Here is a 26,433-nt window from a genome sequence, read left to right on the forward strand (position 1 = left end):
TACGCGGCTGTTCTTCAGTACGTGCTGGTCGGTGCGTGTGCGCTGTTCGGCGCGCGCTCGCCCCTCAGGGCGTGGTGCTCCTCAGCGCGCGTCCGAGGTGATGAAGGACTGGATGGCGGTGGCCGCCGCCCCGCGCGCCCACTCCTCGAAGGGCAGCGGCCGGGTCTGTACGTCGCAGTCCGCGGCCGAGCCGAAGGCGGCCGCGGCGAACGCGTCACGGATCTGCTCGGCGAACAGGTCGTAGGCGGCCAGGCCCTCGCCGGAGATGATCACGCGCTCGGGGCCGAGGAGGTTGGCCACGGTCGCGATGCCCCGGCCGATCGCCGCTCCCGCCCGGGCGTACACCTCCCGGGCGCCGGGGTCGCCGTCGTGGGCGAGGGCCAGGGCCTCGGTGGCGTCGGCGACGTTCGCGCCGGTGACCTCCCGGATCCGGCCGACGATCGCGGGGTCCGAGGCGATCGCCTCGACGCAGCCCCGGTTGCCGCAGTGGCAGCGGGGACCGGCCGGGTCGATCGCCACGTGCCCGATCTCGCCTGCCACACCGTGCGCTCCCGCCACCACCTGTCCGTGCACCACCAGACCGCAGCCGATGCCCGCGCCGACGGTCACCAGCGCGAAGTCGGACAGCCCCACCCCGGCCCCGAACCACTGCTCGGCCACTGTCAGCGCCCGGACGTCGTTGTCGAGGGTGACCGGCAGTCCGGTCGTGGTCGCGGCCAGTTCGGCCAGAGGAACGTCGCGCCACTCCAGGAACGGCGAGTAGCGCACCACCCCGGCCGCCCGGTCCACGTCACCCGAGACGGCGATGCCGAGCCCTCGGACCTGCACCCCGAAGCCGTCCGCCTCCGTCAGCAGTTCCTGTACGAGCCCCGCGACGGAGGTCAGTACCGCCTTGGGTTCGCGGGAGGTGAGCGGAACGCGCCGGGCGACCCGGATGCGGCAGCACAGATCGGTGAGTACGGCGATGAGCTCGTCGCCCGTCACCTTGATGCCCAGGAACAGGGCCCTCCCGCCGTCGACCCGCACCGGGTTGGCGGGCCGCCCGAGGACGGGCTGCCGTGCGTCCTCGGCGACGTCCTCCACTAGGTAGCCGGCCTCGATCAGCGGCCGGACCGCCTTGGTGACCGCCGCCGCCGACAGCTGGGTCCGCCCCGCTATCTCCGACCGCGTGAGCGGGCCGTGGGACAGCACGGTGGTGAAGATCTGGGAAGCGGCCGGCGTGTGGGCCGGGAACGCCTCGGTGAGAGAGGTCGAGCGCATGGCCGGAACCTAAGGCTCTTATTTTCCGCTGTCAATGAAAGAAACAGGATTCTCTCAGGGATGTTCCATGAGGCACCCGCTACCTGTGAAATCCAGAATGGGAGCAGCCATTGACACATGATCCAAGGCCAAGGTTGGCTTTCCCTTGTCTCGTACGTGAGCGCCACCCGAACGCGAGGATCCATGTCGCCGATCTCCTTCGCCCCGGACACCGGGGTCTGGCTGCTGTCCACACCGCGCACCTCGTACGCACTGCGGATCGACGGGACCGGAGCGCCCTGCCATGTCGCGTGGGGCCCACGGCTGACGCCGACGGAGGCCGCCGAGCTCTCCGTGCCACCCGCGCCCGAGGCCAGCAGCTTCGAGGGCAGACCGCCCGTCGGGGAGGAGCTGCCCGTCGACGGCGGTACACGCTACGGACCGCCGTCACTGCAGGTGCGGTTCGCGGACGGCTCCCGCGCCTTCGAGTGGCAGCCGACCGGCCACCGTGCCGACGAGGGCGAGCTGACCCTGTCGTTCCGCGACCGCCGCTACCCGTTGCGGCTGGCGCTCCACTACCGGGTGCACGAGGACACGGACGTCATCGAGCGCTGGACCGTCGTCCGCAACGACGGCGACGAGCCCGTCACCCTGCTCCGTGCCGACTCCGCCGCCTGGACCCTGCCGTCGCTGCGGGACTACCGGCTCAGCCATGTCACGGGCCAGTGGTCCGCCGAGAGCCGGTTGCGCCGCGACCGACTTCCGTACGGCGAGACCGTGTTGACCAGCCGTCGCGGGATCACCAGCCACCACGCGAACCCGTGGCTGATGCTCGACGCGGGTGAGGCGACGGAGGACCACGGACGGGTGTGGAGCGCCGCCCTCGCGTGGAGCGGGAGTTGGCGCCTCACCGTGCAGCGCACCCCCGACGGGCGGGCCGGATTCACCGGCGGCCCCGGCCAGGACGGCACGACCGTGCCGCTCGCGCCGGGCGAGGAGTTCACCACTCCCCCGTTCGCGGGACTGTGCACCGACGGCGGCTTCGGCGCGGCCAGCCGCGCCTGGCACGCGTACGTCATGGCCCATGTCCTGCCCCACGCCGACGAGTTCGCCCCGGTGCTCTACAACTCCTGGGAGGCGACCGGCTTCGACGTCGACGAGGTCGGGCAGAAGGCGCTCGCCGAGCGGGCGGCAGCGCTCGGGGTGGAGCTCTACGTCGTCGACGACGGCTGGTTCGGGGCGCGCCGCAGCGACCGGGCGGGCCTCGGCGACTGGACACCGGCGTCCGACCGCTTCCCGGACGGGCTGGCCCCGCTGGTTCGCGCGGTGCACGGGCTCGGGATGCGCTTCGGCCTCTGGGTGGAGCCCGAGATGGTGAACCCGGACAGCGACCTGTACCGCGAACACCCCGACTGGGTACTGCACTTCCCCTGCCGGCCCCGCTCCGAGCTGCGCAATCAGCTGGTCCTCAACTTCGCCCGCCGCGAGGTCGCCGACTGGGCCCACGGCTGGCTGACCCGGCTGGTCGGCGGCCACGGCATCGACTTCCTCAAGTGGGACATGAACCGCGCGTTCAGCGAGGCCGGCTGGCCCGACCGGCAGGACGGCGCCGACCGCCTCGGCCCCGCGTACGTGCGCAATCTCTACGGCGTCCTCGACCGTCTGCGAGCGGACCATCCGGCGCTGCGGATCGAGACGTGCAGCGGTGGCGGCGGCCGGGTCGACCTGGGCATTCTGGCCCGCACGGACCAGGCGTGGGCATCGGACAACACCGACGCCGCCGACCGGATGGGGATCCAGCAGGGCTACGGCCAGATCTACCCCGCCCGCACGATGGGCGCCTGGGTGACCGACGTACCCAACGAGCTCACCGGCCGCACGGTCCCGTTGCGCTTCCGCTTCCATGTCGCGATGGCCGGGGCGCTCGGCATCGGAGGCGATCTCACCCGCTGGTCCGAGGAGGAACGACGCGAGGCGGCCGACCTGGTCGGCACGTACAAGAAGGTCCGCCATCTCGTCCAGCACGGCAGGCTGGACCGGCTGTCGCCGCCCGCCGAGGACTCGGTCTGCGTGGTGCAGTACACCGCCGCGGACGCCTCGGAGACCCTGCTGCTCGCCTACCGGCGCGTCTCCCGCCACGGCGCGCCGAGGCTGCCGGTCCGGCCGCGCGGTCTGACCCCGGGGACCCGCTACCGCGACGCCCGCACCGGCGCCGCGCACCACTCCACGGTGCTCGGCGAGTACGGGCTCGACCTCGACCTACCTGCGGGCGACTGGTCCAGCACGGCGGTGCACCTTGTCCGGGAGAACTGACACTTCGTCAGCAAGCTGGCGATCGCCCGATGCCGCTCTCGCCCGTCGGGCGCCCGTCAGTACCGCTGGGCCTTGACCAGGACGGGTGTGAGCTGGGGCTCCGCGGGCTGTCTGCTGATCACGACCGGCTGCGCCTTCTTGCCCGGCTCGAGGTTCTCCTTCCCGACGAACGAAGTCTGCACGACCTTCCCGTCGGGGTTCTTGAAGTCGACCTGCACGGCGTACGACGCCGTCTTGCCGGAGTTGTTGGTGATGGTGACGACCACGGCGCGCAGCCCGCCGGTCTCCGACGTGGGCAGGCCGGTCATGCTCACGTCGGACGTCGCGTTGCCGCTGCCCTTGACGTTCTTGAGCTGCTTCTCGGCGGTGGCGGCGGCGCGGGCGGTGTCGGCGGAGACCGAGGCCGCGAACTCCGACGCTCTGGCGGAGGCGGAGGCGGCCGCCGACGACGCCCGCCCGGTCGCGGACTCGATGATCGAGGAGGCGGCCGAGGCGATGGCGGACGGCGGCGTCCCCGTGAAGTTGGACGCGTTCGGCGGCGTGGGCCGGGGGGTGATGGAGGCCGTACTACTGCTGCCGCCGCCGTTGTCCGAGCTGCAGGAGACCAGAACGGAGCCGCACGCGATCGCGGACACCAGGGCAGCGATACGCCGTGATCCGCTCCGGCCGCGGGGAACACGTCTGCTCATGGGGGCTCGCCTCTTCCTGCCGTACGGGGCACGGGGGCTCGTCCTTTTCCTGCCGTACGGACTCCCTCATGCTCCGTGCCGCGCCGGGCGACGGCGAACCACGGGGGCCCATTGGGGTGGCGTACGACCGATCAGCGCCGGTGCCGTGATCCGTCGAGCCACGCGTCCGAGATCACCAGGGCCGCCGCCATGATGCTCAGCTGCGGGTTGACCTCCGGGCAGCCCGGCAGGACCGAGCCGTCCGCGACGAGGACTCCGTGGACACCGCGGAGCCTGCCTTCGGGGTCGGCGGGCGCCCGCTGCGGATCGGCGCCCGCGGCCACCGTGCCGGTCGGGTGGAACGCCGACACGTGCAGATCGCGGGCATCCACCGAGGCGAGCAGTTCGTCCAGCGCGTCGAGCGACCGGGCCCGGGGCGCGCCCGGGACTCCGGTGAGGACCTCCTCCGCCCCGGCGGCGAAGAGCAGGCGGCCCATGGCACGTACGGCGGTCATCAGACGGTCGCCGTCGCGGCGGTCGAGGTCGTAGCGGACGAGCGTCCGTTCCCGGCCCCTGACCTGCCCGGAGGGGCGGTCGGCGATCATGGCGCCGAGGGTCGCCAGCTGGTCCACGTCCTCCAGTTCGCGCCGCAGTTCCCGGCCGAGGCCCGGCAGGACGAAGCTGCTCATGCCGGGTGGGCTCGCGGTCGCCTCGACGAGGATTCCGTGTCCGTGCAGTTCTTCGACGCCGACGCTCTGCAGCACACCCCGCCAGGCCGTCACCGGCTCGGCGAAGCGTCCGGCGACGCTGGTGGCCGGGTGCACGCTGAGGTTGCGGCCGAGGCGGGGGTGTCCGCCGAGGCCCGAGCGTCGCAGCAGGGGCGGAGTCTCGAGGGTCCCGGCCGCCGTCACGACGAGGGGGCTGAGTATCTCCAGTTCGCTGCCGTCGGTGCGGCGTACCCGGACTCCGGCGGCGCGGGGCGGGCCCGGCACGTCGTGGTCCAGCAGGATGCGGCGGACCCGCGCGCCGGTGACGATCCGGGCACCGGCGGCGCAGGCGTCGGGCAGGACGGACAACTGCACGCTCTGTTTGGCGCCGGTGGGGCAGCCCACCACGCACTGGCACGAGCCCTTGCAGCCGGGGGCGTTGCGGCGCAGCGGGGCGGCCCGCCAGCCGAGGCGTTCGGCGCCGGTGAGGGTGAGCAGTCCGTTGTTGCCGAGGACGTCGAGGGGCTGGGGCGCCACGCGCAGGGTTCGCTCGGCCTCGTCGAGGCAGGGCCCGAAGCGGTCGGCGAGCCCGAACCCGAACGCGCTGCTCCAGCGTGCGAGTACGTGGTCCGGAGTGCGGTAGCAGGTACCGGAGTTGACCACGGTGGTGCCGCCGACGGCACGGCCGACCGGCAGCAGGATCGGCGGGCTGCCGACGGCCACCGTGGCGCCGCCGTCGCGGTACAGCTCGGCGAACCGGTCGAGCGGTGCCCGGCGGCCGAAGGACGCCGTCGAGTGGTGCCGGCCCTCCTCCAGGACCACCACGTTCAGTCCGGCGAGCGCGAAGGTCCGTGCGGCCATCGCGCCGCCGGCGCCGGAGCCGACGACGACCACGTCCGCGGTGCTGCGGGCCGGCCATTCCTCTGCCGGAGTGCAGTCGAGGGGCGGATCCACCGGCGCTGTCGCGGGGGCGGGCGCGACCGGCATCCGTTCCGTGCCCGCGGCCAACAGCACGGGAACCTTGAGGAGGTCCAGCAGCGGGGCGAGCCGGGGTCGTGCGGCCAGGGAGCGGAGCACGTCCTCGCGTTCGTCGGGGCCGAGGGCCGACAGGCGTCTGCCGGTGCGCATCACGGCGTACGACTCCAGGGCGGCGACGGCGGTGTGCACCGCGGCGCGGGCGGGCCGGGGCAGTGCGGCGAGCACCGAGTCGAGGCGGTGCGGCACACGGGCGGCCCACTCGGTGTCGCCGTCGTCGGCGAGCAGCGCGGCGACGAACCCGTCGGCGGTCATCGTTCGCCCGCCTCGGCGTGCGCGGTGCCGTCCAGCACCCAGGTGGCTTCCGGGCGCCAGTGGCCCCACCAGCGCTCCAGGACGATTCGGGCGTCGGCGGACTCGCTGTTGCGGCACACCGCGCGGGCGCCGTCCGGGTCGCGGTACTCCAGGGTGAGGGTCCGCTCGGCGGGCTGGTTCACCTCGACGCGGATGCGGCGCAGTGCCGTCCGGCCGGTGACCGTCCACTCGGGCAGGCCGAACGCGGCCCGGAAGCGTCCGAGTCCCAGCCGGCCGATCGCGGAACGCTCCGGTCGCCGCGGCCAGGTGCGGCCGCGTCGGCGCAGGCGCAGGAAGACGAGTGGGGGCAGCCGTCGCAGCGCGGGCCGGGTGGACACGGCGGCGACGATCTCCAGGACGTCGCCGTCGCCGAGATCCGCGTGCAGCCAGGTCCACCGGTGCGCGTTGCCGTGCCCGTAGATCCGGGCCGAGGCGCCGGGTGCGCCGCGCAGGTTCAAGGTCGTTTCTCCGTACGAGAATTCACCTTCGTACGCTGCTCGGGCGGCCGGGAGCATCTGGGCGGCGGGCAGCACGGGGCGGCGCCAGGACCAGCGGGGGAAGGTGAACAGCGGTGTTCCCTGCGGTCGTTCGGCGATCTTCCAGCTGAAGTCACCCGCGCTGCCGGTCAGTTGTCCGGCGGCGCAGGTCACTGCCTCGGTCGCGAATCCGTCCGTCGGCCGGGTCCAGGGGACGGGTCCGAAACGGGCGTGCCGTACCTCGCCCTCGCGGGGGAACACCGCGGCCCAGCCATGGGCGAACGGCTCGGATCCGTCGGAGGGTGCGATGAGTTCATGGTGCAGCCAGATCCCGGTGCCGCTCGCCGGGTCGGTGAGGGTGGTGTACCAGACCTCGGTGCGGCCCGGGGCGCCGTTCCATCGCGGGGCCAGGTGTTCCGCGGGGTTCTCGCGGCGCGGGAAGCGGAAGCCGAGCAGGAAGGGGGCGAGGCTGGTGGCCACGGGGAAGCGCAGAACGCCCTCGCCCACCCGCGCGTCGCCCTCGTACACGGTGAACGGCAGCACGGTCATCGACGCGACCGGCCGACGCGGGGTCACCGACTTCCAGCCGTCCAGGCTGAGGCGGCGCCCGTCGGCGGTGAACGTGAGCCGGTAGCGGATGCGCCGCCGGGCGATCGGCGACACCTCCAACTCGCCCTCGGCACAGAGGTCGTCGGCGCGACCGGTGATCCGCGCCCGGCCGGTCAGACGGGCCTGTGTCGTCCGGTGCGGGAGGAGGACCCGGTCGGCGGTGGCGCGCAGGTCGAGCCGGATGCGCCGCTCCTCCGGCTCGCCGTCGAGGCGGACCGTGCCGAGCATCGTCTCGGTGAACACCGTGCCCCTCATGCGAGGCCCTCCAGCATGATGCGCTCGGTGGCCCGGAGATAGATGTCGGCCGCCGCGTGCGCTCGCCGGGCGTCCCCCGCGGTCACGGCCTCCACGACCGGCGCCAGCCTCTCGTGGGCGGCCTCCGGATCGGTGAAGGGTCCCTTCAGCAGGGAGCGGACCGGCAGGTAGGCGTTGAAGAGCGTGTTGGTCAGCAGGACGTAGACGCGGTTGCCGGTGGCGCGGGCCAGCGCGCGGTGGACCTCCACATCGGCCAGTTGCACCGCGTCGGCGCCCTCGGACCGCCGTACGGCCGCGAGCAGCGCGGTCAACTCGGCCCGCTGTACGCGGGTGCCGCGCTCGGCGGCCCGCTCGGCGATCAACGCGCCCACCCCGCGCCGCACTTCGAACACCTCGTGCACCCAGCCCGCGTCGTGCCGCACGAGCATGGGCAGGAGATCCGCCCCACCGAGCCGGGCGTAGTCCCGCACCCGGGTCCCGACTCCGTGCCGGGTCTCCAGCAGCCCGGCCTGCACGAGCCGCCCGAAGGCGTGCTTGAGCGTGGTGCGCGTGACGCCGTACCCGTCGGCCAGCCGCCGCTCCGGAGGAAGGTAACTCCCCGCCGGATGACGGCCGTCGAGTATGTCCGTACGCAGCCGGTCCTCCAGGACGTCCACGATGGTCTCGCGGGGCAGAGCCTCCATGTTTCCCCCTCCGGGCAAGTGGCTGAGTGGATGAGCCACTGAACCAGTGAGTGCTTCTCACGGTCAACCCCTCTTACGACAAGGGGTTGTTGAGGCCGACCGCGAACGAACCGCCTTCGCCGTGTTCGCGAAGGTCGAGTTGCCGCGAAAGGCGGTCGGGCCGGACTGCCGGATGCGGGGAAGGCCGGGTCCGGACCCACGCCCCGCCCGAACCGGCCCCAGCCCCAGCCCCAAGCAAGTTGGACCAGACCAACTTTGCGTGAATCGTTGACATGTACGCCACGCGCGCGTAATTCTGAGAGCGCTCTCAAGAGGAAGCGGACGATCCCCGTCCGCGGGATTCCACCTCGCTGAACCCCCACATCAAGGAGGCAGAGAGTGCGCGTACACACCAGATGGCCGGCTTGGGCGTTGGCCTCGGCCACGCTCTCCGCGGCATTGCTCACCTTCGGCGCGCCCTCCCGTGCCGAAGCCGCCGTCCCGGCGACCATCCCCCTCACGTTCACGAACAACTCCGGCCGCAGCGAACAGGTCTACGTATACGACCTCGGCACCCAGCTCTCGACGGGAAAGCAGGGATGGGCCGACGCGAACGGCACCTTCCACGCGTGGCCCGTGGGCGGCAATCCGCCGACGCCCGCACCCGACGCGTCGATCGCGGGACCGGCCAACGGCCAGTCGAAGACGATCCAGCTCCCCAAGTTCTCCGGACGGATCTACTTCTCGTTCGGGCAGAAGCTCGACTTCCGGGTGACCACCGGCGGGCTCGTGCAGCCGGCCGTGCAGAATCCGAGCGACCCGAACCACAACATCCTCTTCAACTGGTCCGAGTACACGCTCAACGACTCCGGTCTGTGGCTCAACAGCACCCAGGTCGACATGTTCTCGGCCCCGTACGCCGTCGGAGTCAAGCTCGCCGACGGGACCACGAAGAGCACCGGTCACCTCAAGTCCGGTGGCTACAACGGTTTCTACAACGCGCTGCGGAGTCAGCCGGGCGGTTGGGCGAACCTCATCCAGACCCGGTCCGACGGCACGGTTCTGCGGGCGCTCGCCCCGGGGCACGGCATCGAGGCCGGCGCGCTTCCGGCCACCGTCATGGACGACTACATCAACCGCGTCTGGCAGAAGTACGGTTCGTCGACCCTGACGGTGACGCCGTTCGGCGACCAGCCGAACACCAAGTACTTCGGCCGGGTCTCCGGCAACGTCATGAACTTCACCAACAGCTCCGGAGCGGTCGTCACCAGCTTCCAGAAGCCCGACGCGGACAGCATCTTCGGCTGCTACAAGCTGCTCGACGCGCCCAACGACCTGGTGCGCGGCCCCATTTCACGCACCCTGTGCGCGGGCTTCAACCGCACCACGCTGCTGACCAACCCCAATCAGCCGGACACCACTTCCGCGAACTTCTACGCGGACGCGGTGACCAACCAGTACGCCCGCAACCTCCACGCGCAGATGGCCGACGGCAAGGCCTACGCGTTCGCTTTCGACGACGTCGGCAACCACGAGTCCCTCGTCAACGACGGCAATCCGCAGCAGGCGTTCGTCACGCTGGATCCGTTCAACTGACGGGAGTTGCGTGGGGGACGGAATGGGGGCAGGTCCTGAGGGGCCTGCCCCCGTTCCGGTGGCGTCACAACCACCGCGTCATCGATGTCCCATGTCGTCGCCGGAGTCCAGGCAGAGCACGGGGACCCGCTGGACGAGGTTGTTCTCGAAGCCACCCCTGTTCCAGGGCTGGTCGAGCGGCTGGGTGTGGCCCTCGGCGTCGGTGGCGCGGGCACTGAGGACATGACGGCCGGGGGTCGCCGTCCAGGTGAAGTGCCAGGCGCGCCAGGCCCAGCGGTGAGCGGTCGCCCGGTCCAGTTCGGCCGGGCACCAGGAGCGCCCCTCGTCCGTGCTGACCTCGACCCCGGTCACCGGCGCACGCCCGGACCAGGCCCGTCCCGTCAAGGTGACGGCGCCCGGCGGGACCGCCCGCGCCCGTGACATGAAGTCGGGGAAGCCCGGCGGGACCAGCAGGGCGCGCGGGGCGATCCGGGTGACCGGTTCACCCTCGTCGCCGGCGTCCTGCCGGAGCCGGTACGCCACAGCCTGCTGGAACCCCCGGAACGGGGTCTCCGTCACCGTGATCTCGCGGAGCCACTTCACATGCGCCATGCCGTACCAGCCCGGCACCACGAGTCGCAGGGGGTGTCCGTGCTGCGGCGGCAGCGGGGCACCGTTCATCGCGTACGCCACCAGGACCTCGGGCTCGTCGCCGCGCGCCACGTCCAGCGGAAGGGCACGCTGGTAGTCCTGCTCGACCCCGCGCTCGACGCCGTGATCCGCGCCGGTGAACACCACGTCCACGGCGTCCTGTTCGACCCCCGCCTCGGCGAGCAGCACCCGCAGCGGCACGCCCGTCCACTCGGCGGTCCCGACCGCCTCGACCAGCCACGGCTGGCTCACCGGCCGGGGCGTCAGCAGGGCACGACCGTTGCCCGCGCATTCCATGGTCACCCGCTGCCTGACCGCGGGATACGTCTTCAGCTCGTCGACTCCGAGCAGCAACGGGCGCCGCACCCGTCCGCCGAGAACGAGCTGCCAGGAGGTCTCTTCGGCGTACGGGATGTCGTAGTGCGTCAGCACGTAGTGCAGCCCCGGCGGTGTGACCTCGTACCGCAGGGCCTCCAGCGGCAGTCCGTGGTTCCGGGCGGCGAGAGCCAGCTCATGGGCGCTGATGCCCTCGTCCGGGCCGGCCAGCCGGGCGGGTGCGCTCATGTCCTCCAGGCGATGCCCCATGCATCCATTGTCCGCCCGCCCGGGGACAGGGCGCTAGACGATGCGCGGGCCGACGCTCCGGTCCACCAGGTCGCGCCAGCCGGTCTCCAGGCGCTCCGGCGACATACCGCGCTGGCGGGTGAGATGACCGATCAGGGCGGGATCCAGGTATCCCATCAGGGTCTGGGCGACGAGCTCGGTGTCCATGCCCGGGCCCGAGTCCGTCTGCCGCAGCAGCATGCACACATGCATGAAGCGGACCCGGTACGGCGCGGAGGTGAAGCGGCGGGTGGCCTCGGGCTCGGCGGCGAGGTACAGGTCGAGCTGTTCGGAGGTCTGGCGCAGGGCGTGACATCCGAAGGCGTGCAGGCGCTCCACCGGTGACGCGCCGGGGCCGAGTGGAGCCGGACCGCTGATGAAGGCGGTCTGGAAGCGCTGCTCGGTGTGGTCGAGCAGCGCCATCAGCAGGCCGGTGCGGTCGCCGAAGCGCCGGAAGACGGTCCCCTTGCCCACCGCCGCCGCGCAGGCGACACCTTCCATCGTGAGTCTGGCCACTCCCTGCTCCTCGACCAGCCGGGCGGCCGCCTCCAGCAGGCGCGCGCGGTTGCGGGCCGCGTCGGCGCGCAGCGGGGCGTCCTCAGGGGCGGTGAGCTCCATGAGGACGGGCTCGTCGGACGGTTCCGGTCGCTTCGGAAACGGCGGAAGTGGATGGGACATGACGCCAGCGTAACGGCATCAGGGCCAACTGGACTGCGGTCCGCTTAGGTGGTACACCTTTAAGCGGACCTCGGTCCGTTTTGTTGCGGCAGTGTTTCAGCGATTCCAGCTTCGGGAGATATCCATGTCCGTACGCATCCTCGCGCTCGTCGGCAGCCTGCGCGCCGGTTCCCACAACCGTCAGCTCGCCGAGGCGGCCGTCAAGCTCGCCCCGGAGGGTGCCGAGGTCGAGCTCTACGAGGGCCTCGCCGAGATCCCCTTCTACAACGAGGACATCGACGTCGAGGGCAGCGTGCCCGCCCCCGCCGCCCGGCTGCGCGCGGCGGCCAACGGCGCCGACGCCTTCCTGCTCTTCTCGCCCGAGTACAACGGCACCATCCCGGCCGTCCTCAAGAACGCCATCGACTGGCTGTCCCGTCCGTTCGGCGCCGGCGCCTTCAGCGGCAAGCCGGTCGTCGTGGTCGGCACCGCGTACGGCCAGTTCGGCGGCGTCTGGGCGCAGGACGAGGCCCGCAAGGCCGTGGGCATCGCCGGCGGCACCGTGCTGGAGGACGTCAAGCTCTCCGTCCCCGGCTCCGTGGTCCGCTTCGCGGAGACGCACCCGGTCGACGACGCCGAGGTCGCCGCCCAGATCGCCGAGGTCGTGAACCGGCTGCACAGCCACGTCGGCGCGTCCGAAGCCGCCTGACAACTCCCTTGTGGGCCGGTCCGGTCGACCCGGGCCGGCCTTCGGCATGTCGCGACTCGGTCACCGCGTGTCCCAAGATCGCCACGCCTCTGGCGGAGCCCCACCCTCCGCGACAGGATGCCCGCATGCAGAGTGACCTCTTCTCCAGTGACCACATGGTGCAGCCCGCGATCGCGGCCGGCATGACCGTCCAGAACGCCAAGTCCATCAAGTACGCCGTCCAGGGCGAGATGTTCGCGCGTCAGGGCGCGATGGTCGCCTACCGGGGCAGTCTCCAGTTCGAGCGCAAGGGCCAGGGCGTGGGCGGCATGCTCAAGCGGGCGGTCACCGGTGAGGGGCTTCCGCTGATGACCGTCCGCGGGCAGGGCGAGGCCTGGTTCGCGCACGAGGCACAGAACTGTTTCATCGTGGGCATCGAACCCGGCGATGTGTTCACGGTCAACGGCCGCAACGTCCTGTGCTTCGACGCCTCGTTGTCGTACGAGATAAAGACCGTGAAGGGCGCGGGCATCACCGGCGGCGGTCTGTTCAACAGCGTCTTCACCGGTCACGGCAGTCTGGGCCTGATCTGCGAGGGCAACCCGCTGGTCATTCCCGTCTCCCAGCAGCAGCCGGTGTTCGTCGACACCGACGCGGTCGTCGGCTGGACGGCGCATCTGCGCACCTCGCTGCACCGCTCGCAGTCGATCGGCTCGATGATCCGAGGAGGATCGGGCGAGGCCGTGCAGCTGAAGCTGGAGGGCGAGGGCTACGTCGTCGTACGTCCCAGCGAGGCGACACCGCAGAAGACGCAGCAGCACTGATCCGGGGAACGGCGAAGGGTGCCCCGCCGGACGGCGGGGCACCCTTCGGTCGTTCGTCGGGGTGTCCGTCAGTGCTCCGCGGCCGGGGTGTTGGCGACCGTGACGTTGACGGCGCCCCAGGCCGTGTCCACCGCCTTGTACTCGGTGCTGTTCGCCCCGTACATGTCGGCGGCGGCCTTGAGCGTGGCCGTGCGCGCGTCATGGAAGTCGGTCGTGGAGACCATGTAACGGGTGAGCGCCCGGTAGAAGATGGCGGTGGCCTTGGTGCGGCCGATCCCGGTCACCTGCGAACCGTCGTACGTCGGCGAGTCGTACGTCACGCCGCCGACCGTCTTGCGGCCACTGCCCTCGGCGAGCAGGTAGTACGCGTGCGAGGACACACCTGAGCCGGCGTGCACCTCGGTGTCGTAGGCGGCGGGCGACCAGTAGTCGATCGTCTGCTCGAGCAGGTCGAGGGACGGGTGGTCGAGGCGGCGCAGGAACTTCTGGGCGAGTCCCAGCTTCTCCCCCACCAGGTAGTTCGGCGGGTTCTTCGGGTTGTTCGCCGAGAACTCGACGTTCGAGCCGAAGACATCGGCGAGCGACTCGTTCAGGGCGCCGGGCTCGCCGTACTGGTTGCCGTCCTGGTCCACGCGGGTGGGTTCGAGGGCGGCCGTGGCGTCGACCACGCCATGGGTCAGTTCGTGACCGGTGACGTCGAGGACGACCAGCGGCTTCTTGAACAGATCGCCGTCGCCGTCGCCGTACAGCATGCAGCCGCACGTCGAGTCCCAGAAGGCGTTGCCGACCTTGTTGCCGAAGTGCACCATTCCCCGGGCACCGGCGCTGTTGTTCTTGATGCCCTTGCGGCCGAAGGCCTTCTTGTAGAAGTCCAGGGTCTGGGTGATGCCGTACTGGGCGTCGACCGCGGCGGTGGTCCGGGCGGCCGTGGTGCCGGTGCCCCACTTGTTGTCGCCGTCGGTGAACGTCCTGCCCCGCGCGAAGGACTCCAGCTCCTGGCCCTTGGCGTCCCGGGTCTCGGTGTTCCACCGGGTCGGGTCCTTGAGGAGATAGCTGGTCCGCGCGGTCCGGGTGGTGGTCAGCGCCACCTTGCCGGCGAAGAGGGAGGCCCCGCTGCCGGTGGCCTTGACCGGGTAGTGGCCGGCCGCGGCCGCACTCGTGAGACCGGACGGCCCGGACAGCCCGGCGGCCGTCCCGATCCGCGGGGTCGCGCTCTCGCCCCGCTTGCGCAGGGTGTCCGCCAGGGACGGGGATATGAACTCGTCGGTGTTCGGGGTGTTGCTGCGGATCCGGCCGGTGTGGGCATCCACGACGACCGTGCTGGACCCGCCGGCCTCCGTGGTGTCGCTGTCCGTGACGAGCACCTGGTAGGCGAGGGCGGCGGCGCCGTCGCGGGCGTCCACGACGAGCTGGGCGCTGCCCGCGTCACCCTTCGCGACGGCCTCGGCCTTCCGCTCCGCCTGCTCGGGCGTCAGCTTCGCCTCGACGGTGGACGGCTTCACCACGTGGTCGGCGGCCCGGGTCACACCCAGGTAATCCCCCCGCTTGCCGAGGTGGACGACCATGTCGCCGCCGAGGACCGGAAGGCCCCGGTGGGTACGGACGAACCGGACGTGCTGCTTTCCGTCCGGGTCCGTCATCACGTCCTTGACCTGGAGGGTGTCGCCCTGGGTGACACCGGTGGCCGAGGCGTGCGCGAACGCCGCCGCCCTGGCGGCGGCCACCGGCGAGGAGACCGAAGTCGCCACGCGGGCGGGCCCGTCGGGGGCCGACGCGAAGGCGGGGCCGGGGAGCGTGGCGGCCGTCGTCACCGCAACGGCGATGGCCACGCGGCGTATGTGGGGTCTACGCACTGAGTTCCTTTGCACAGGGGCGGTCGGGATCGCCAACCGCCCTACGGCGCGGCGCTGTTGGGCGCCGCGGGGGCTGTCGGGCCCCGATTCGCCACCCTCACCGATTTCTCATGTACATGTAAAGAAGAAAGATCCCTTTTCTTGCTTTTAGGGGCATCTCTTTACAAATGTTTGCTTCTCGGTGATCAATGAGTGACCAACAGTGCGCCGACCGGACAGATGTGAGGGGGAATGAGGCGGTTGCCTGGCGAGGCCGATTGGCGCGCGTATGTGACCCATGTCGCATAGTGCGGAGGTGTCAGATCGTGCGGTCGGCGAGGGCGGAGAGCACCGTGCGCAGTTCCGCCGCGGGCCCCGGGGCGAGGGGCACGCCCGCCAGGAGCGTGTCCGCCGCGGCGAGCCGGCGGCGCGCCTCGCGCACGGCCGCCGTGCGACCGCCGGCCCGCTCGACGAGGGCCGCGGCGCGGCGGACACCCGGGCCATCCAAAGAGCCGGAGGCCCCGAGGAGTTCGGCGAGGTCGGCGTTCCCCGGCGCGTTGAGCGCGGCGAGGACCGGCAGGGTCTTCTTCCCCTGCCGCAGGTCGCCGTGGACCGGCTTGCCGGTGACCGACGGATCACCCCAGATGCCGAGTACGTCGTCGGCGATCTGGAAGGCGACACCGAGATGGCGTCCGGCGCGGTCCAGCACGGTCACGGTCCGGTCCGGCGCTCCCGCCAGCCGGGCGCCGAGCGCCAGCGCGCAGCCGAGCAGCGCACCGGTCTTTCCCTCGGCCATCGTCTCGTACTCCCCGACACTCACCGCCCCGGGCCCGGTCCAGGGCCGGTCGGCGAACAGCAGGTCGTCGGCCTGGCCGCGGACCAGGTCACCGAGGGCCGTGGTCAACTGCCGTACGGCGAGACCGGCTCGGGGAGTCGTGGCCGCGGTCTCCACGGCCAGCGCGAACAACGCGTCGCCCGCCAGGACGGCGGGACCGGTGCCGTACGCCTTCCACACGGCGGGGCGCCCCCGGCGCAGCGCGTCACCGTCCATGATGTCGTCGTGGAGCAGCGAGAAGACGTGGACGAGCTCCACCGCGACGGCCCCCGGCACACCCGCCTCGGCCGGGCCCGAGACGACCTCCGCCCCGAGGACGGCCAGCGCCTGCCGTACGCCCTTGCCCTGGCTGTGGTCGGCGGGGGCGCCGCCGACCTCGCAGCGGCCGAGCGCGTACCGGGCCATCTCGGCGACCCAGGGGTGCAGCGTGTCGATCGCCTCCGACAGGGCGGGGGCGGCGAGTTCGCGGCAGCGGCGCAACACCTGCGGGGCGGTGGGCGACGGCCGGGCGCCCGAGGCCGGCGAAACCGGTGAGGCCGGCGGAGGTGTCGAGACCGTCGGGACTGCCGGTCGGTGCAGGGCGGTCGAGGTCATCACGCGGCCTCCGTCTCACCGGTCTCGGGCGTCAACCCCAGTTCCGTGCGCGCCCGTTCGACCATCTGCCGGGCGTGCCGCAGTCCGATGCCCTCCAGCACCTTGGCCAACTCGTCCAGTTCGGCGGCGGTTTCGGCGCTGCCGCGGCCGAGGCGGGCGAGGGACTTGACCAGTCCGAGCCGGGACAGGGCCCGGCCGCGCGGCTCGCTCATCGCCTCGAACTCGGCGAGGGCCCCCGTGTAGACGTCGCGGGCCTGCTCGTAACGCCCGGCGCGGTAGAGGACGTTGCCACGCATCTTGTGGTTGTAGGCCAGTGCGCCGGACAGCTTCATCGCGCGGCAGGACACCTCCGCCTCGCTCAGCAGCTCCAGCGCGCGGTCCGCGTCCCCGTCGCGCACGGAGACGATGTCCGCGAGTCCTCGCAGCGCCCAGGCGTAGCCACGCCGGTCCTCGGCACGGGCGGCTATCCCGGCCGCCTCCTCGAACATCGCGTAAGCACGCTCGTACGCGCCGGTGTTGCGGTGGATCTGGGCGATGCCCTCCAGGGCCCACACGGTGTGCCGGGCCTCGCCGCGCTTACGGGCCTCGGCCAGCAGCTGCTCGTGCAGGGCGGTCACGGCCGCGTAGTCGCCCTGGATGCGGCCGGTCTCCGCCATTCCGGCCAGCGAGTAGCCGCGCACGACGACATCCCCGGCTTGTCCGCCGAGTTCGGCGGCGAGCCGCAGCAACCGCCAGGCCAGCGGGAACGCCCCTCGCTGACGGGCCAGCGTGCCGCCGCTCCACAGCGCCCATGCCATCGCGGCGCCGTCACCGGCCTCCCGGGCGGTGCGGTAACTCGCCTTCCACGCCCGGTCGGCGTCCGCCACCTGCCCGAGCCGGCGGTGCGCCTCGGCGACCGCGAGGCCCGAGCGGGCGGCCTCGGCGTGTGCGCCGGTGCGTTCGGCGGCGCGCAGCTGCTCGGTGCCCGCCGCGAGGACGTCGGTCAGCGAGGAGTTCACCGACAGGGTGGTCAAAGCGCCCTGGTACTCCGGGGCGAAGGCTTTGCCGTACATGAATGCCTTTCCGTCCGCCACCGCCCGTTCACATACGGTCATGGCCCGGTGGTGATGCTGTAGCTGTCTCTTTCAGGGCGTTGACGTGTACCGACTCCGCTATGCACTCGGCGTATACACGGCATGTATACGCAAGGGGTATAGTGCTTACGATTTCCGTCCGTGAATTTCCGCTTCATGGAGGACGACGCGCCACCCGCCCGTTGCCGATCAAGACGACGATCGCGTCCGCGGGGTTGCCTGGCAGCAGGAAACACGTTGCGAGGCGGCCCGAACAGGACGCAGGATGGCGGAAGTCGACCCTCTCCCCACGGAAGGCAGGCCGTCGTGTCAGCAGCCCCGATGCACGTCGGCGAGGCGCGGATCGATGGGTCGGTCGTACGAAGCCTGCTGGCCGGGCAGTTCCCGCAGTGGGCCGAACTGCCCCTGAAGCGCGTGGAGTCGGCCGGAACCGTCAACGCCGTCTACCGTCTCGGCGACGACCTGGCCGTCCGTCTCCCGCGTATCGCGGACGGCGCCGACGACGTGGTCAAGGAGCACGCGTGGCTGCCGCGGCTCGCCCCGATGCTCCCGTTCCCGGTCCCCGAGATCCTCGGCCTCGGCACCCCCGCGGCGGGCTGTCCGTGGCACTGGGCCGTACTGCGCTGGCTCGACGGCGAGCTGCCGGTGCCCGGCGCCCTCACCGACGCGCACACGCTGGCCGCCGACCTCGGCTCGTTCGTCGCCGCCCTGCGCGGGATCGACCTGCCTGGTGGGCCGACCGCCTACCGCGGCACACCGCTGGCCACGGTGGACGCCGAGACGCGGGCGGCGATCACCGACCTGCGCGGCGTGATCGACACGGGGGCCGCGACGGCGGCCTGGGAGGAAGCGCTCGCGGCGCCGTTGTGGACGGGCCCGCCGCGGTGGCTCCACTCCGACCTGATGCCGATGAACCTCCTGATCCGCGGAGGCCGCCTCGCGGCCGTACTCGACTTCGGCACCCTGGGCACCGGCGATCCGGCCTGCGACTTCATCCCGGCCTGGAACCTCCTGCCGGCCGAAGCGCGGTCCGTCTTCCGGGAGTCGGCGGGAGCCGACGACGCCGGCTGGGCGCGCGGCCGTGGCTGGGCCCTGTCCATGGCCCTGATCCAACTCCCGTACTACCGCACCACGAACCCGGTGATCGCGGCCAACGCAGGGCACGTGATCCGCGAAGTGCTGGCCGACCGGCGGGTGCTGTAGACGGCGTCACTCCACGAGGGCCTGGGTGCCGAGAACGCCGAGGAGAGCGACGCGTTCGGCGTCCTCCGTGCCGGCCTCGGCCGTGTAGACCATGATCCGCAGGTCGCTGCCCGCGACGCTGAGCACGTCGCAGTCCAGGGTCACCGCACCGACCTGGGGATGGTCGACGGTCTTGCGGGACGCGTCGTGGCGGGCGACGGCTCCGGACTCCCACAGTTCCGCGAACCGCACGCTGTTCGCGCACAGGTCGTCGATGAGCTGGGTCAGACGCCGGTCCGTCGGATACCGGCTCGCGGTCGCGCGCAGGTCGGCGGCGAGCGTCGCCTCGAAGGCGCGCCGCTCCCGCGGTGTGTGCCGCACCCGGCCGGCGGGGCCGACGAAGTTGCGCCAGACACCGTTGCGTTCGTTGCCGCGCCAACCGGAGGGATCCCCCAGCAGGGCCGCGTACAGCGGGTTGGCCAGCAGCAGGGTCCACGCGGCGTCGTACACCGCCACGGGCGTCCCGTTCAGCCGGTCGAGCAGCCGGTGGACGCCCGGGGTGATGTGGGCGGGCACCATGCCCCGCCCCGGCGGCACCAGTCCGGCCACCTGGAAAAGGTGCTCGCGTTCGGCCCCGGACAGCCGCAGCGCCCGGCCCAGTGCCTCGACGACCTGCTCCGAGGGGTGGGCCGCCCGGCCCTGTTCGAGGCGGGTGATGTAGTCGACCGAGATGCCGGCGAGCAGGGCCAGCTCCTCACGGCGCAGTCCGGCCGCGCGCCGGTTCCCGCCGCCGGGCAGCCCGGCGGCCTCCGGCGTGACCCGGTCGCGCCAGCGTCGCACCGTCCGCCCGAACTCCGTGTTCGCCATGCCACCAACTGTGCACCTCCGCGCCCGGACCTGCCTGGTACCGGCAGTCCCAGGAAGACCGGACTCCTGGCTGTCCGCGCCGCGCTGCCGGACTCTGGACGCATGACCACAACACTCATCACCGGAGCGAACAAGGGCCTCGGCTTCGAGACCGCGCGTCAGCTCGTCGCGGCGGGCCACACCGTCCATATCGGCAGCAGGGACCCGGAGCGCGGCCGGCGCGCGGCCGAGGCGCTCGGGGCGCGCGCGGTCGTCATCGACGTCACCGACGACGCGTCGGTCACCGCCGCGGCGAAGACCATCGAGGCCGAGGGAGGCCTGGACGTCCTGGTCAACAACGCCGGAATCGAGGGACGCGGGGAGGGAAACAGCGTGATCGGCGCGGCGGAGGTGACCGCCGGGATGATGCGCGAGCTGTTCGAGACGAACGTCTTCGGTCTCGTCCGGGTCACCCACGCCTTCCTGCCGCTGCTCCAGCGGTCGGCCGCCCCGGTCGTGGTGAACGTCAGCAGCGGCCTGGCCTCGCTGACCCGGATCACCGACCCCGCGAGCCCGACCCACGCCTACCCGGGCGTCGCCTATCCGGCGTCCAAGACCACCGTCAACATGATCACCGTGCAGTACGCGAAGGCGTTCCCCGGCATCCGCGTCAACGCGGTGGAGCCGGGCTACACGGCCACCGATCTGAACGGCAACACCGGGACACAGACCGTGGAGGAGGGCGCCGAGATCATCGTGCGCATGGCGCGGATCGGCCCGGACGGACCGACCGGCGGTTACTTCGACGCGGCGGGCCCCCTCCCCTGGTGACCGGGACACACCTACTCGATGGAACATGCATTCGATTACGGGGTAGGCTGGCCGTATGGCCATGCACCTCCAGGGCTCGCTCTTCGACCAGACCGACGAGCTCCGACTCGGTCCGCTCAACGGGCTGCACCGCACCGCGCTGGGCGACGGGGCCTGGATCGACCTGTTGCCCGGCTGGCTGAGCGGGGCCGACGAGCTCTTCGCCCGCCTCGCCGCCGAGGTGCCGTGGCGGGCCGAACGGCGCCAGATGTACGAGCACGTGGTGGACGTACCCCGGCTGCTCGCCTATTTCCGCGCGGACGACCCGCTGCCGCATCCGATCCTGGACGAGGCCCGGGACGCGCTGTCCGCGCAGTACGCCGAGGAGCTGGGCGAGCCGTTCAGCACGGCCGGGCTCTGCTACTACCGGGACGGCCGGGACAGTGTGGCCTGGCACGGGGACAGGATCGGCCGGGGCGCCCGCGAGGACACGATGGTCGCCATCGTGTCCGTGGGCGCCCCGCGCGATCTCCTGCTGCGGCCTCGCGGGGGCGGGGAGACCGTGCGGCGCCCGCTGGGCCACGGCGACCTCATCGTGATGGGCGGCTCCTGCCAGCGCACCTGGGAGCACGCGATCCCCAAGACGGCACGGGCGGCGGGGCCCCGGATCAGCGTCCAGTTCCGCCCCGACGGGGTGAACTGACGCGCGCGGCCGATCGCGCCGGGGCCACCCGGCTCATGGTGCCAGCTGGGCCTGCACCGCCGGCGCGTACCGGTCGACGATGTCGTCGATGGTCGTGGCCCGCAGGTGCGAGCCCCGGGCGATGCCGTACATCACGCCGAGGCCGAGCAGCGTGCTCACGGCGAGTTCGGCGCGCAGGCCCGCGTCCTCTCCGCTCAGCCGCCGGGCGAGGCGGTCGCTCACCTGGGCGCGGAAGTTGGCGCGCAGTATCTCGCCCTGTTCCCCCTGCAGTGGGGCGAAGACGATCCGCAGCACGGGGTCGGCGCCGCGCTGGGTCTGTCCTTCGAGCAAGTGGCGGACCATGTGCCGGCCGAGATCCTCCAGCGGGGCGTCCAGCAGGGCGTCGGCGTCGGACTCGAAGGACATGACGCGGGCGAACAGCGCGTCCTTGTTGCCGAAGTACTTGAGGACCAGCGGCGCGCTCACCCCCGCCCGGTCGGCGACCGCCTTGAGGGTGATGTCCGCGTGGGCGTGCCGGGCCAGCAGATACCGGGCCGCGCGCAGGATCTCCGCCTTGCTCGCCTCTGCGTCGCGCCGGGGCGCGGCGGGCGTCGTGGTGGTGGCGGGCGCGGCCTTCCCCCCGCCGTGCGGTGGGGCGGCGGCGGACGGCTGCTCACCCGGCCCCGGGACGGTCGGGGACGCCGTGAGACCGGAGTGGGGGGTGGTCACGGTGCTCAAGCTCCTTCGAGGGCCTCGTCGCGGGGTGCGCCGGTACGGCGGCCGGTGCGCGGGGTCTCGCGGGAGGCGCGGTCGGTGGGTATCGACAGTGCGGCGGCACAGGCCACCAGTGCGACGGTACCCGCCATGACGAAGGCCAGCAGATAGCCGTGCAGGGTCGGCACCGGGGCGCCTGCCACGAGGCTCGTGTGGTGCACCAGGATGGCGGCCACGGCGGCGCTGCACACGGCCTGCCCGATGGTGCGCATCAGGACGTTGACGCCGTTGGCGGACGCGGTCTGCCCGGCGGGCACCGCGCGCAGGATCAGGGTGGGCAGCGCGGAGTAGGCGAAGGTGGTGCCGATCGCGCAGACCGTGGCACCCACGATGATCATCCACAGGTCGCGGCTGTCGGCGATCCGCAGGACATAGCCGGAGGCGATGATCGCCGTGCCGAGGGCCAGCGTCACCCGGGGACCGCGGGTCGCCGAGATACGCGCCGAGACGGGCGAGAGCAGCAGCATGGTCACCCCGCCGGGCAGCAGACACAGGCCGGTCGCCACGATGGAGAGGCCGAGCCCGTAGCCGGTGGCCTTCGGCGCCTGCACGAGCTGCGCCGTGACCAGCGAGTTGCCGTAGAAGGCGAAGCCGGTCAGGAGTGCGGCGATGTGCGGCAGGGCGACGCGCGGACGGGCGGCCAGCTTCAGGTCGACGAGGGGGCGCTCGGTACGCAGCTGCTGTCGCCACCACAGTGTGAGGACCACGGCGCAGGCGACGAAAAGGCCGAGGATCCTGGGGCTGGACCAGCCCCAGGTGCCGCCCTGGGACACGGCGAGCAGCAGACACGCCAGTCCGGCGGCCAGGCCGAGCGCGCCCACCGTGTCGAAGCGGCCGGGCTCCCGGACGGGCGACTCGCGCACCGCCCACCAGGCCAGCGCCAGCCCGACGACGCCGAGCGCGGTCGTCGCCCAGAACATGACGTGCCAGTTGGCGTACTGCACCACGAGGGCGGCGAGGGGAAGACCGAGGGCGGCGCCGATGCCGACGGTGGAGCTCATGAGCGAGACGGCGGAACCCGTGCGCTCAGGCGGCAGTTCGTCGCGCAGGATGCTGATCGACAGCGGGACCACGGCGGCCGCCGCGCCCTGCAGCGCACGCGCCACGATCAGGACGCCGATGTCCGAGGTGAGCGCGCACATCAGCGAGCCGACCGTCATCATCCCGAGGGCCATGAGCAGCACGCGCCGCTTGCCGTACATGTCGCCTGCGCGGCCCAGAACAGGGGTGAGTACGGCTCCGGCGAGGAGGGTCGCCGTCACCATCCAGGAGACCGCTCCGGCCGAGGCGCCGGTCAGCCGGGGCAGGTCGGGCAGCAGCGGGACGACCACCGTCTGCATGACGGCCATGAGGATCCCGCCGAACGCCAGGACGGGGATCGTGAGGCGCTCGCGCAGAGCCGCCATCGGCACTCCAGAAGTAGACGCGCAAAGGGGTGAATGACAATTCACCTTACCGGTGAATTGTCATTCACCCCAAGCGGGGTCCGCTTCTCACGAGGCACCTGGGGGCGCCTCGGGGGCACCGGGACGGGAATCTAGCGCCGGGCGCGTGACTGCACGCCGCGGGCCACCTTCGGTCCGAGCCAGCGCTTGAAGCGGCGCAGCGCCTCCAGCCGCCCGGCAGCGCGGTCGATCCGGTAGTACAGCTGCGGCGGGACGTACGGCAGCAGCGGCGAGTGCCGCTGCCCGAGGAGGGCGAACATCTGCGCAGGCGGAAGGCGGATGTAGCGCGCCAGGTTCTCGTACCACTGCGCGCTGTGGCGGGCCGCGCTCTGCACCGACAGGAGTTCTGCCCTGCGCTCCCGTCCGTACTCACTGAGCGCGGTTTCCAGGTCCGTGTGCTCGCGCAGCGCCCGGGCCAGCGAGATGGCGTCCTCCAGGGCGAGGGTGGTGCCGGCGCCGATCGAGTAGTGGGTGGTGTGGGCGGCATCGCCGAGCAGGACGAGGTTGCCGCGGTGCCACGTCCGGTTGGTCAGGGTGCGGAAGGTGAGCCACTGGGCGGTGCCGTCGCTCTGCGCCCGGCCGATCAGTCCGTGCCCGTTCAGCAGGTCGGCGAAGAGCTTCTCCAGCAGCGCGAGACCGTCGGCCTCGCTCGCGCCGTCGAGTCCGAGGCCGGTCCAGGTCCGCGGGGAGCACTCGATGACGAGGGTGCTCCGGTCGTCGCCGAAGCGGTACGCGTAGCACCAGATCCAGCCGTGCTCCGTCTCCACGAAGGAGAAGGTGAACGAGTCGAAGACCTTGGTGGTGCCGAGCCAGATGTAGTAATTGCGCCCGACACTGGTCTCGCTGCCGAAGTGGTCGGCGTGGCGCTCACGCAGCGCGCTGTTGACCCCGTCCCCGGCGACGACGAGGTCGGCGTCGGGCAGCCGGTCGGCCGTGATCTCGCTCTCGTACTCGACGCGGACCCCGAGGGCCCGGGCCCGCTCGGCGAGCAGCTCCAGCATCCGGCGACGGCCGATGCCGAATCCCTCGTCGCCCGGGTGCACGGTCGTGCGGCCCCCGACATGGGCGACGCCGTCGCTCCAGCTCACCGAGTTCTCGCTGACGGCGAGCGCGGACGCCGGGTCGCCCTCACGCAGCTTGTCGAGCAGGCCCGCCCAGTAGGTCACTCCCCAGCCGTACGTCGATCCGGCCGGGTTCCGCTCATGGACGGTGATGTCATGGGACGGGTCCTGGAGCTTCATCAGGATCGAGAAGTACAGGCTTGCGGGTCCGCCACCGACGCACGCGATCTTCACGCGCACTCCCCTATGTTGCACAATGCGGTCAATTGATCACGAAGAGTAGCAGGGGTGTCACGCCCGCAGTTCACGCCAGATCGCGAACGTGAGCAGCGCCACGAGCCGGGGGTCGCCACCGCAAGATCATCCACGCGGGGCCTCCCCGCCGGAGGATTTCCGCCCACGGGGGCGCCGCGAGCACCCGCACAGCAAGATCATCTTCGTTCAATCTTGCACGACATATACGCGATTGTCCGGATCACGGCCAACCGACATTCGGCGATTTCTCCCGCTGTTTGACGATCCGATAGGCATATCGGGTCATCAACCCAGCTGATCACAGGAGGTCTCCGCATGCCGGAGCTCACTCGTCGCCGTGCCCTCGGGGCCGCCGCCGCGCTCGCCGCGGGCGCGGGCGCCCAGACCCTCGCCGCGTCTTCGGCGTCCGCGTCACCCAACGGGCCCGCCGGCTCAGGCCGTTCGATGGCCGAGCACCACCACGGCGGCCCGGAGGCCTTCGACGAGGTCTACCAGGGACGCCGCATAGAGGGCCGCCCGGTCACCGGGGGCGGTCACCACCACGGCGCCGGATACGCCGTGTTCATCGACGGCGCGGAGCTGCACGTGATGAGCAACGCCGACGGCAGCTGGATCAGCGTCGTCAGCCACTACGCCCCCGTGCCCACCCCGCGCGCCGCCGCCCGCGCCGCCGTCGTGGAGCTGCAGGGGGCGCCGCTCGTGCCCTTCGTCGCCAACTGAACCACCCCGCAAGCAGATCGTGGAGTCCCGCACATGACCGTACGCAAGAACCAGGCGAACCTGACCGCCGACGAGAAGCGGCGATTCGTCGCCGCGCTGTTGCAGCTCAAGCGCAGTGGAAAGTACGACGCCCTCGTCACGACGCACAACGCCTTCATCATGGGCGACACCGACAACGGCGAGCGCACGGGCCACCGTTCGCCGTCGTTCCTTCCTTGGCACCGCAGATTCCTTCTCGAGTTCGAGCGGGCCCTGCAGTCCGTGGACCCCTCGGTGGCGCTGCCCTACTGGGACTGGAGCAGCGACCGCACGGCGCGCTCGTCCCTGTGGGCGCCCGACTTCCTCGGCGGCACCGGACGCAGCCTGGACGGCCGGGTGATGGACGGCCCGTTCGCCGCCGCGTCGGGCAACTGGCCGATCAACGTCCGTGTCGACAGCCGGACTTATCTGCGCAGATCGCTCGGCGACGGGGTCCGGGAACTGCCGACCCGCGCCGAGGTGGAGTCCGTGCTCGCCATGGCGACGTACGACATGGCGCCCTGGAACAGCGCTTCGGACGGTTTCCGCAATCACCTCGAAGGCTGGCGGGGCGTCAATCTGCACAACCGGGTGCACGTCTGGGTGGGTGGCCAGATGGGCACCGGCGTCTCCCCCAACGATCCGGTGTTCTGGCTCCACCACGCCTTCATAGACAAGCTGTGGGCCGAGTGGCAGCACCGTCACCCGGGCTCCGGCTATCTCCCGCTGGCGAACACCCCGGACGTCGTCGACCTCGGCGAGACGATGAAGCCCTGGAACGACACCCGGCCGGCCGACCTGCTCGACCACACCGCGTTCTACACGTTCGACACGGCCTGATCCCGGCCGCTCCCGTGACCGGCGGCCCTCTCAGCGGGAGCCGACCGGTCCTCGGCAGCCCGGCGGGTGCGGGAGCACCCGGGGCACGGGGACGCGTGCGGTGCGGGAGCACCCGGGCAGTGGGACGCGTGCGGTGCCGGGACGCCCGGGGCAGGGGAACACGTGCGGTGCCGGGACGCCCGGGTCACGGGAACAAGTGCGGTGCCGGGA

Annotated in this window: 23 protein-coding genes; 9 read left to right on the top strand and 14 right to left on the bottom strand. The window is 71.8% G+C overall.

What is annotated here, in order from left to right:
* Positions 1 to 81: 81 nt before the first annotated feature.
* The gene (locus ACFYR3_RS26020) at positions 82 to 1,260 is read right to left on the bottom strand and encodes an ROK family transcriptional regulator (protein WP_355852796.1); all 1,179 of its coding nucleotides are present in this window, start codon (positions 1,258 to 1,260) and stop codon (positions 82 to 84) included.
* A 183-nt stretch (positions 1,261 to 1,443) separates the two neighbouring features.
* Here ACFYR3_RS26020 and ACFYR3_RS26025 point away from each other — a divergent pair, with 183 nt between their 5' ends.
* Entirely contained in the window at positions 1,444 to 3,552 is a 2,109-nt protein-coding gene (locus ACFYR3_RS26025) for an alpha-galactosidase (RefSeq protein WP_389284830.1), read from the top strand.
* 56 nt (positions 3,553 to 3,608) lie between these two features.
* Here the strand turns inward: ACFYR3_RS26025 and ACFYR3_RS26030 are convergent, their stop codons facing one another.
* The 4 genes from ACFYR3_RS26030 to ACFYR3_RS26045 form a co-directional block, all read right to left on the bottom strand.
* On the bottom strand, positions 3,609 to 4,241 hold the full coding sequence (locus ACFYR3_RS26030; protein WP_355852790.1) for a hypothetical protein: 633 nt from the start codon (positions 4,239 to 4,241) through the stop codon (positions 3,609 to 3,611).
* Between the two features lie 131 nt (positions 4,242 to 4,372).
* Complete coding sequence (locus ACFYR3_RS26035; protein WP_389284831.1) at positions 4,373 to 6,217, bottom strand: GMC family oxidoreductase N-terminal domain-containing protein; 1,845 nt, start codon at positions 6,215 to 6,217, stop codon at positions 4,373 to 4,375.
* The gene (locus ACFYR3_RS26040; RefSeq protein ID WP_389284832.1) at positions 6,214 to 7,596 is read right to left on the bottom strand and encodes a hypothetical protein; all 1,383 of its coding nucleotides are present in this window, start codon (positions 7,594 to 7,596) and stop codon (positions 6,214 to 6,216) included. Before ACFYR3_RS26040 ends, ACFYR3_RS26035 begins: the two co-directional genes overlap by 4 nt.
* Positions 7,593 to 8,279 (bottom strand): GntR family transcriptional regulator, encoded by a 687-nt coding sequence (locus tag ACFYR3_RS26045; protein WP_355852781.1) that lies wholly within the window; start codon positions 8,277 to 8,279, stop codon positions 7,593 to 7,595. Before ACFYR3_RS26045 ends, ACFYR3_RS26040 begins: the two co-directional genes overlap by 4 nt.
* A gap of 378 nt (positions 8,280 to 8,657) precedes the next feature.
* Between ACFYR3_RS26045 and ACFYR3_RS26050 the strand changes: the two genes are divergently transcribed.
* Entirely contained in the window at positions 8,658 to 9,854 is a 1,197-nt protein-coding gene (locus ACFYR3_RS26050; RefSeq protein ID WP_389284833.1) for a glycoside hydrolase family 64 protein, read from the top strand.
* Between the two features lie 78 nt (positions 9,855 to 9,932).
* Here the strand turns inward: ACFYR3_RS26050 and ACFYR3_RS26055 are convergent, their stop codons facing one another.
* Positions 9,933 to 11,069, bottom strand: a complete 1,137-nt coding sequence (locus tag ACFYR3_RS26055) for a sulfite oxidase (RefSeq protein WP_355852778.1) — start codon at positions 11,067 to 11,069, stop codon at positions 9,933 to 9,935.
* Between the two features lie 33 nt (positions 11,070 to 11,102).
* Positions 11,103 to 11,765 carry a TetR/AcrR family transcriptional regulator gene (locus ACFYR3_RS26060; RefSeq protein WP_355852775.1) on the bottom strand — a complete coding sequence of 221 codons (663 nt, stop codon included), beginning with the start codon at positions 11,763 to 11,765 and terminating at the stop codon, positions 11,103 to 11,105.
* A gap of 124 nt (positions 11,766 to 11,889) precedes the next feature.
* Between ACFYR3_RS26060 and ACFYR3_RS26065 the strand changes: the two genes are divergently transcribed.
* On the top strand, positions 11,890 to 12,453 hold the full coding sequence (locus tag ACFYR3_RS26065) for an NAD(P)H-dependent oxidoreductase (protein ID WP_355852772.1): 564 nt from the start codon (positions 11,890 to 11,892) through the stop codon (positions 12,451 to 12,453).
* 125 nt (positions 12,454 to 12,578) lie between these two features.
* On the top strand, positions 12,579 to 13,256 hold the full coding sequence (locus ACFYR3_RS26070; RefSeq protein WP_355852769.1) for an AIM24 family protein: 678 nt from the start codon (positions 12,579 to 12,581) through the stop codon (positions 13,254 to 13,256).
* A gap of 68 nt (positions 13,257 to 13,324) precedes the next feature.
* Here the strand turns inward: ACFYR3_RS26070 and ACFYR3_RS26075 are convergent, their stop codons facing one another.
* The 3 genes from ACFYR3_RS26075 to ACFYR3_RS26085 form a co-directional block, all read right to left on the bottom strand.
* Positions 13,325 to 15,109, bottom strand: a complete 1,785-nt coding sequence (locus ACFYR3_RS26075) for a M4 family metallopeptidase (protein WP_355852766.1) — start codon at positions 15,107 to 15,109, stop codon at positions 13,325 to 13,327.
* A gap of 298 nt (positions 15,110 to 15,407) precedes the next feature.
* Complete coding sequence (locus ACFYR3_RS26080) at positions 15,408 to 16,517, bottom strand: polyprenyl synthetase family protein (RefSeq protein ID WP_355852763.1); 1,110 nt, start codon at positions 16,515 to 16,517, stop codon at positions 15,408 to 15,410.
* Complete coding sequence (locus tag ACFYR3_RS26085; protein WP_389284872.1) at positions 16,517 to 17,569, bottom strand: tetratricopeptide repeat protein; 1,053 nt, start codon at positions 17,567 to 17,569, stop codon at positions 16,517 to 16,519. The genes ACFYR3_RS26080 and ACFYR3_RS26085 overlap by 1 nt, the downstream gene beginning before the upstream one ends.
* Before the next feature lie 342 nt (positions 17,570 to 17,911).
* Between ACFYR3_RS26085 and ACFYR3_RS26090 the strand changes: the two genes are divergently transcribed.
* The gene (locus tag ACFYR3_RS26090) at positions 17,912 to 18,793 is read left to right on the top strand and encodes an aminoglycoside phosphotransferase family protein (protein ID WP_356784408.1); all 882 of its coding nucleotides are present in this window, start codon (positions 17,912 to 17,914) and stop codon (positions 18,791 to 18,793) included.
* A 6-nt stretch (positions 18,794 to 18,799) separates the two neighbouring features.
* Here the strand turns inward: ACFYR3_RS26090 and ACFYR3_RS26095 are convergent, their stop codons facing one another.
* On the bottom strand, positions 18,800 to 19,639 hold the full coding sequence (locus tag ACFYR3_RS26095) for a helix-turn-helix transcriptional regulator (RefSeq protein WP_389284834.1): 840 nt from the start codon (positions 19,637 to 19,639) through the stop codon (positions 18,800 to 18,802).
* A 102-nt stretch (positions 19,640 to 19,741) separates the two neighbouring features.
* Here ACFYR3_RS26095 and ACFYR3_RS26100 point away from each other — a divergent pair, with 102 nt between their 5' ends.
* Positions 19,742 to 20,449 (top strand): SDR family NAD(P)-dependent oxidoreductase, encoded by a 708-nt coding sequence (locus ACFYR3_RS26100; RefSeq protein WP_355852757.1) that lies wholly within the window; start codon positions 19,742 to 19,744, stop codon positions 20,447 to 20,449.
* 55 nt (positions 20,450 to 20,504) lie between these two features.
* Entirely contained in the window at positions 20,505 to 21,131 is a 627-nt protein-coding gene (locus ACFYR3_RS26105) for an alpha-ketoglutarate-dependent dioxygenase AlkB (protein ID WP_355852754.1), read from the top strand.
* Positions 21,132 to 21,164: 33 nt separating this feature from the next.
* Here ACFYR3_RS26105 and ACFYR3_RS26110 read toward each other — a convergent pair whose 3' ends face one another.
* From ACFYR3_RS26110 to ACFYR3_RS26120, 3 genes are all read right to left on the bottom strand, one after another.
* Entirely contained in the window at positions 21,165 to 21,677 is a 513-nt protein-coding gene (locus tag ACFYR3_RS26110; protein WP_355852822.1) for a TetR family transcriptional regulator, read from the bottom strand.
* A gap of 167 nt (positions 21,678 to 21,844) precedes the next feature.
* The gene (locus ACFYR3_RS26115) at positions 21,845 to 23,290 is read right to left on the bottom strand and encodes an MFS transporter (protein ID WP_355852751.1); all 1,446 of its coding nucleotides are present in this window, start codon (positions 23,288 to 23,290) and stop codon (positions 21,845 to 21,847) included.
* A gap of 131 nt (positions 23,291 to 23,421) precedes the next feature.
* Positions 23,422 to 24,624 (bottom strand): FAD-dependent monooxygenase, encoded by a 1,203-nt coding sequence (locus ACFYR3_RS26120; RefSeq protein WP_355852748.1) that lies wholly within the window; start codon positions 24,622 to 24,624, stop codon positions 23,422 to 23,424.
* A 336-nt stretch (positions 24,625 to 24,960) separates the two neighbouring features.
* Here ACFYR3_RS26120 and ACFYR3_RS26125 point away from each other — a divergent pair, with 336 nt between their 5' ends.
* Together ACFYR3_RS26125 and ACFYR3_RS26130 are read left to right on the top strand one after the other, a co-directional pair.
* On the top strand, positions 24,961 to 25,365 hold the full coding sequence (locus ACFYR3_RS26125; RefSeq protein WP_355852745.1) for a tyrosinase cofactor: 405 nt from the start codon (positions 24,961 to 24,963) through the stop codon (positions 25,363 to 25,365).
* A gap of 33 nt (positions 25,366 to 25,398) precedes the next feature.
* Positions 25,399 to 26,223, top strand: a complete 825-nt coding sequence (locus tag ACFYR3_RS26130; protein ID WP_356784360.1) for a tyrosinase family protein — start codon at positions 25,399 to 25,401, stop codon at positions 26,221 to 26,223.
* Positions 26,224 to 26,433 lie beyond the last annotated feature (210 nt).

It is taken from the genome of Streptomyces sp. NPDC005784 (assembly GCF_042871525.1).
GTDB lineage: Bacteria > Actinomycetota > Actinomycetes > Streptomycetales > Streptomycetaceae > Streptomyces.

Excerpts from the sequence above, each read along its gene's own strand:
- ACFYR3_RS26070 (WP_355852769.1), top strand. The coding sequence starts at position 12,579 with ATGCAGAGTGACCTCTTCTCCAGTGACCACATGGTGCAGCCCGCGATC.
- ACFYR3_RS26095 (WP_389284834.1), bottom strand. The coding sequence starts at position 19,639 with ATGGCGAACACGGAGTTCGGGCGGACGGTGCGACGCTGGCGCGACCGG.
- ACFYR3_RS26105 (WP_355852754.1), top strand. The coding sequence starts at position 20,505 with ATGGCCATGCACCTCCAGGGCTCGCTCTTCGACCAGACCGACGAGCTC.
- ACFYR3_RS26090 (WP_356784408.1), top strand. The coding sequence starts at position 17,912 with ATGCACGTCGGCGAGGCGCGGATCGATGGGTCGGTCGTACGAAGCCTG.
- ACFYR3_RS26045 (WP_355852781.1), bottom strand. The coding sequence starts at position 8,279 with ATGGAGGCTCTGCCCCGCGAGACCATCGTGGACGTCCTGGAGGACCGG.
- ACFYR3_RS26130 (WP_356784360.1), top strand. The coding sequence starts at position 25,399 with ATGACCGTACGCAAGAACCAGGCGAACCTGACCGCCGACGAGAAGCGG.
- ACFYR3_RS26025 (WP_389284830.1), top strand. The coding sequence starts at position 1,444 with ATGTCGCCGATCTCCTTCGCCCCGGACACCGGGGTCTGGCTGCTGTCC.
- ACFYR3_RS26100 (WP_355852757.1), top strand. The coding sequence starts at position 19,742 with ATGACCACAACACTCATCACCGGAGCGAACAAGGGCCTCGGCTTCGAG.
- ACFYR3_RS26055 (WP_355852778.1), bottom strand. The coding sequence starts at position 11,069 with ATGGGGCATCGCCTGGAGGACATGAGCGCACCCGCCCGGCTGGCCGGC.
- ACFYR3_RS26065 (WP_355852772.1), top strand. The coding sequence starts at position 11,890 with ATGTCCGTACGCATCCTCGCGCTCGTCGGCAGCCTGCGCGCCGGTTCC.
- ACFYR3_RS26085 (WP_389284872.1), bottom strand. The coding sequence starts at position 17,569 with ATGTACGGCAAAGCCTTCGCCCCGGAGTACCAGGGCGCTTTGACCACC.
- ACFYR3_RS26080 (WP_355852763.1), bottom strand. The coding sequence starts at position 16,517 with ATGACCTCGACCGCCCTGCACCGACCGGCAGTCCCGACGGTCTCGACA.
- ACFYR3_RS26060 (WP_355852775.1), bottom strand. The coding sequence starts at position 11,765 with ATGTCCCATCCACTTCCGCCGTTTCCGAAGCGACCGGAACCGTCCGAC.
- ACFYR3_RS26125 (WP_355852745.1), top strand. The coding sequence starts at position 24,961 with ATGCCGGAGCTCACTCGTCGCCGTGCCCTCGGGGCCGCCGCCGCGCTC.
- ACFYR3_RS26030 (WP_355852790.1), bottom strand. The coding sequence starts at position 4,241 with ATGAGCAGACGTGTTCCCCGCGGCCGGAGCGGATCACGGCGTATCGCT.
- ACFYR3_RS26020 (WP_355852796.1), bottom strand. The coding sequence starts at position 1,260 with ATGCGCTCGACCTCTCTCACCGAGGCGTTCCCGGCCCACACGCCGGCC.
- ACFYR3_RS26040 (WP_389284832.1), bottom strand. The coding sequence starts at position 7,596 with ATGAGGGGCACGGTGTTCACCGAGACGATGCTCGGCACGGTCCGCCTC.
- ACFYR3_RS26115 (WP_355852751.1), bottom strand. The coding sequence starts at position 23,290 with ATGGCGGCTCTGCGCGAGCGCCTCACGATCCCCGTCCTGGCGTTCGGC.
- ACFYR3_RS26035 (WP_389284831.1), bottom strand. The coding sequence starts at position 6,217 with ATGACCGCCGACGGGTTCGTCGCCGCGCTGCTCGCCGACGACGGCGAC.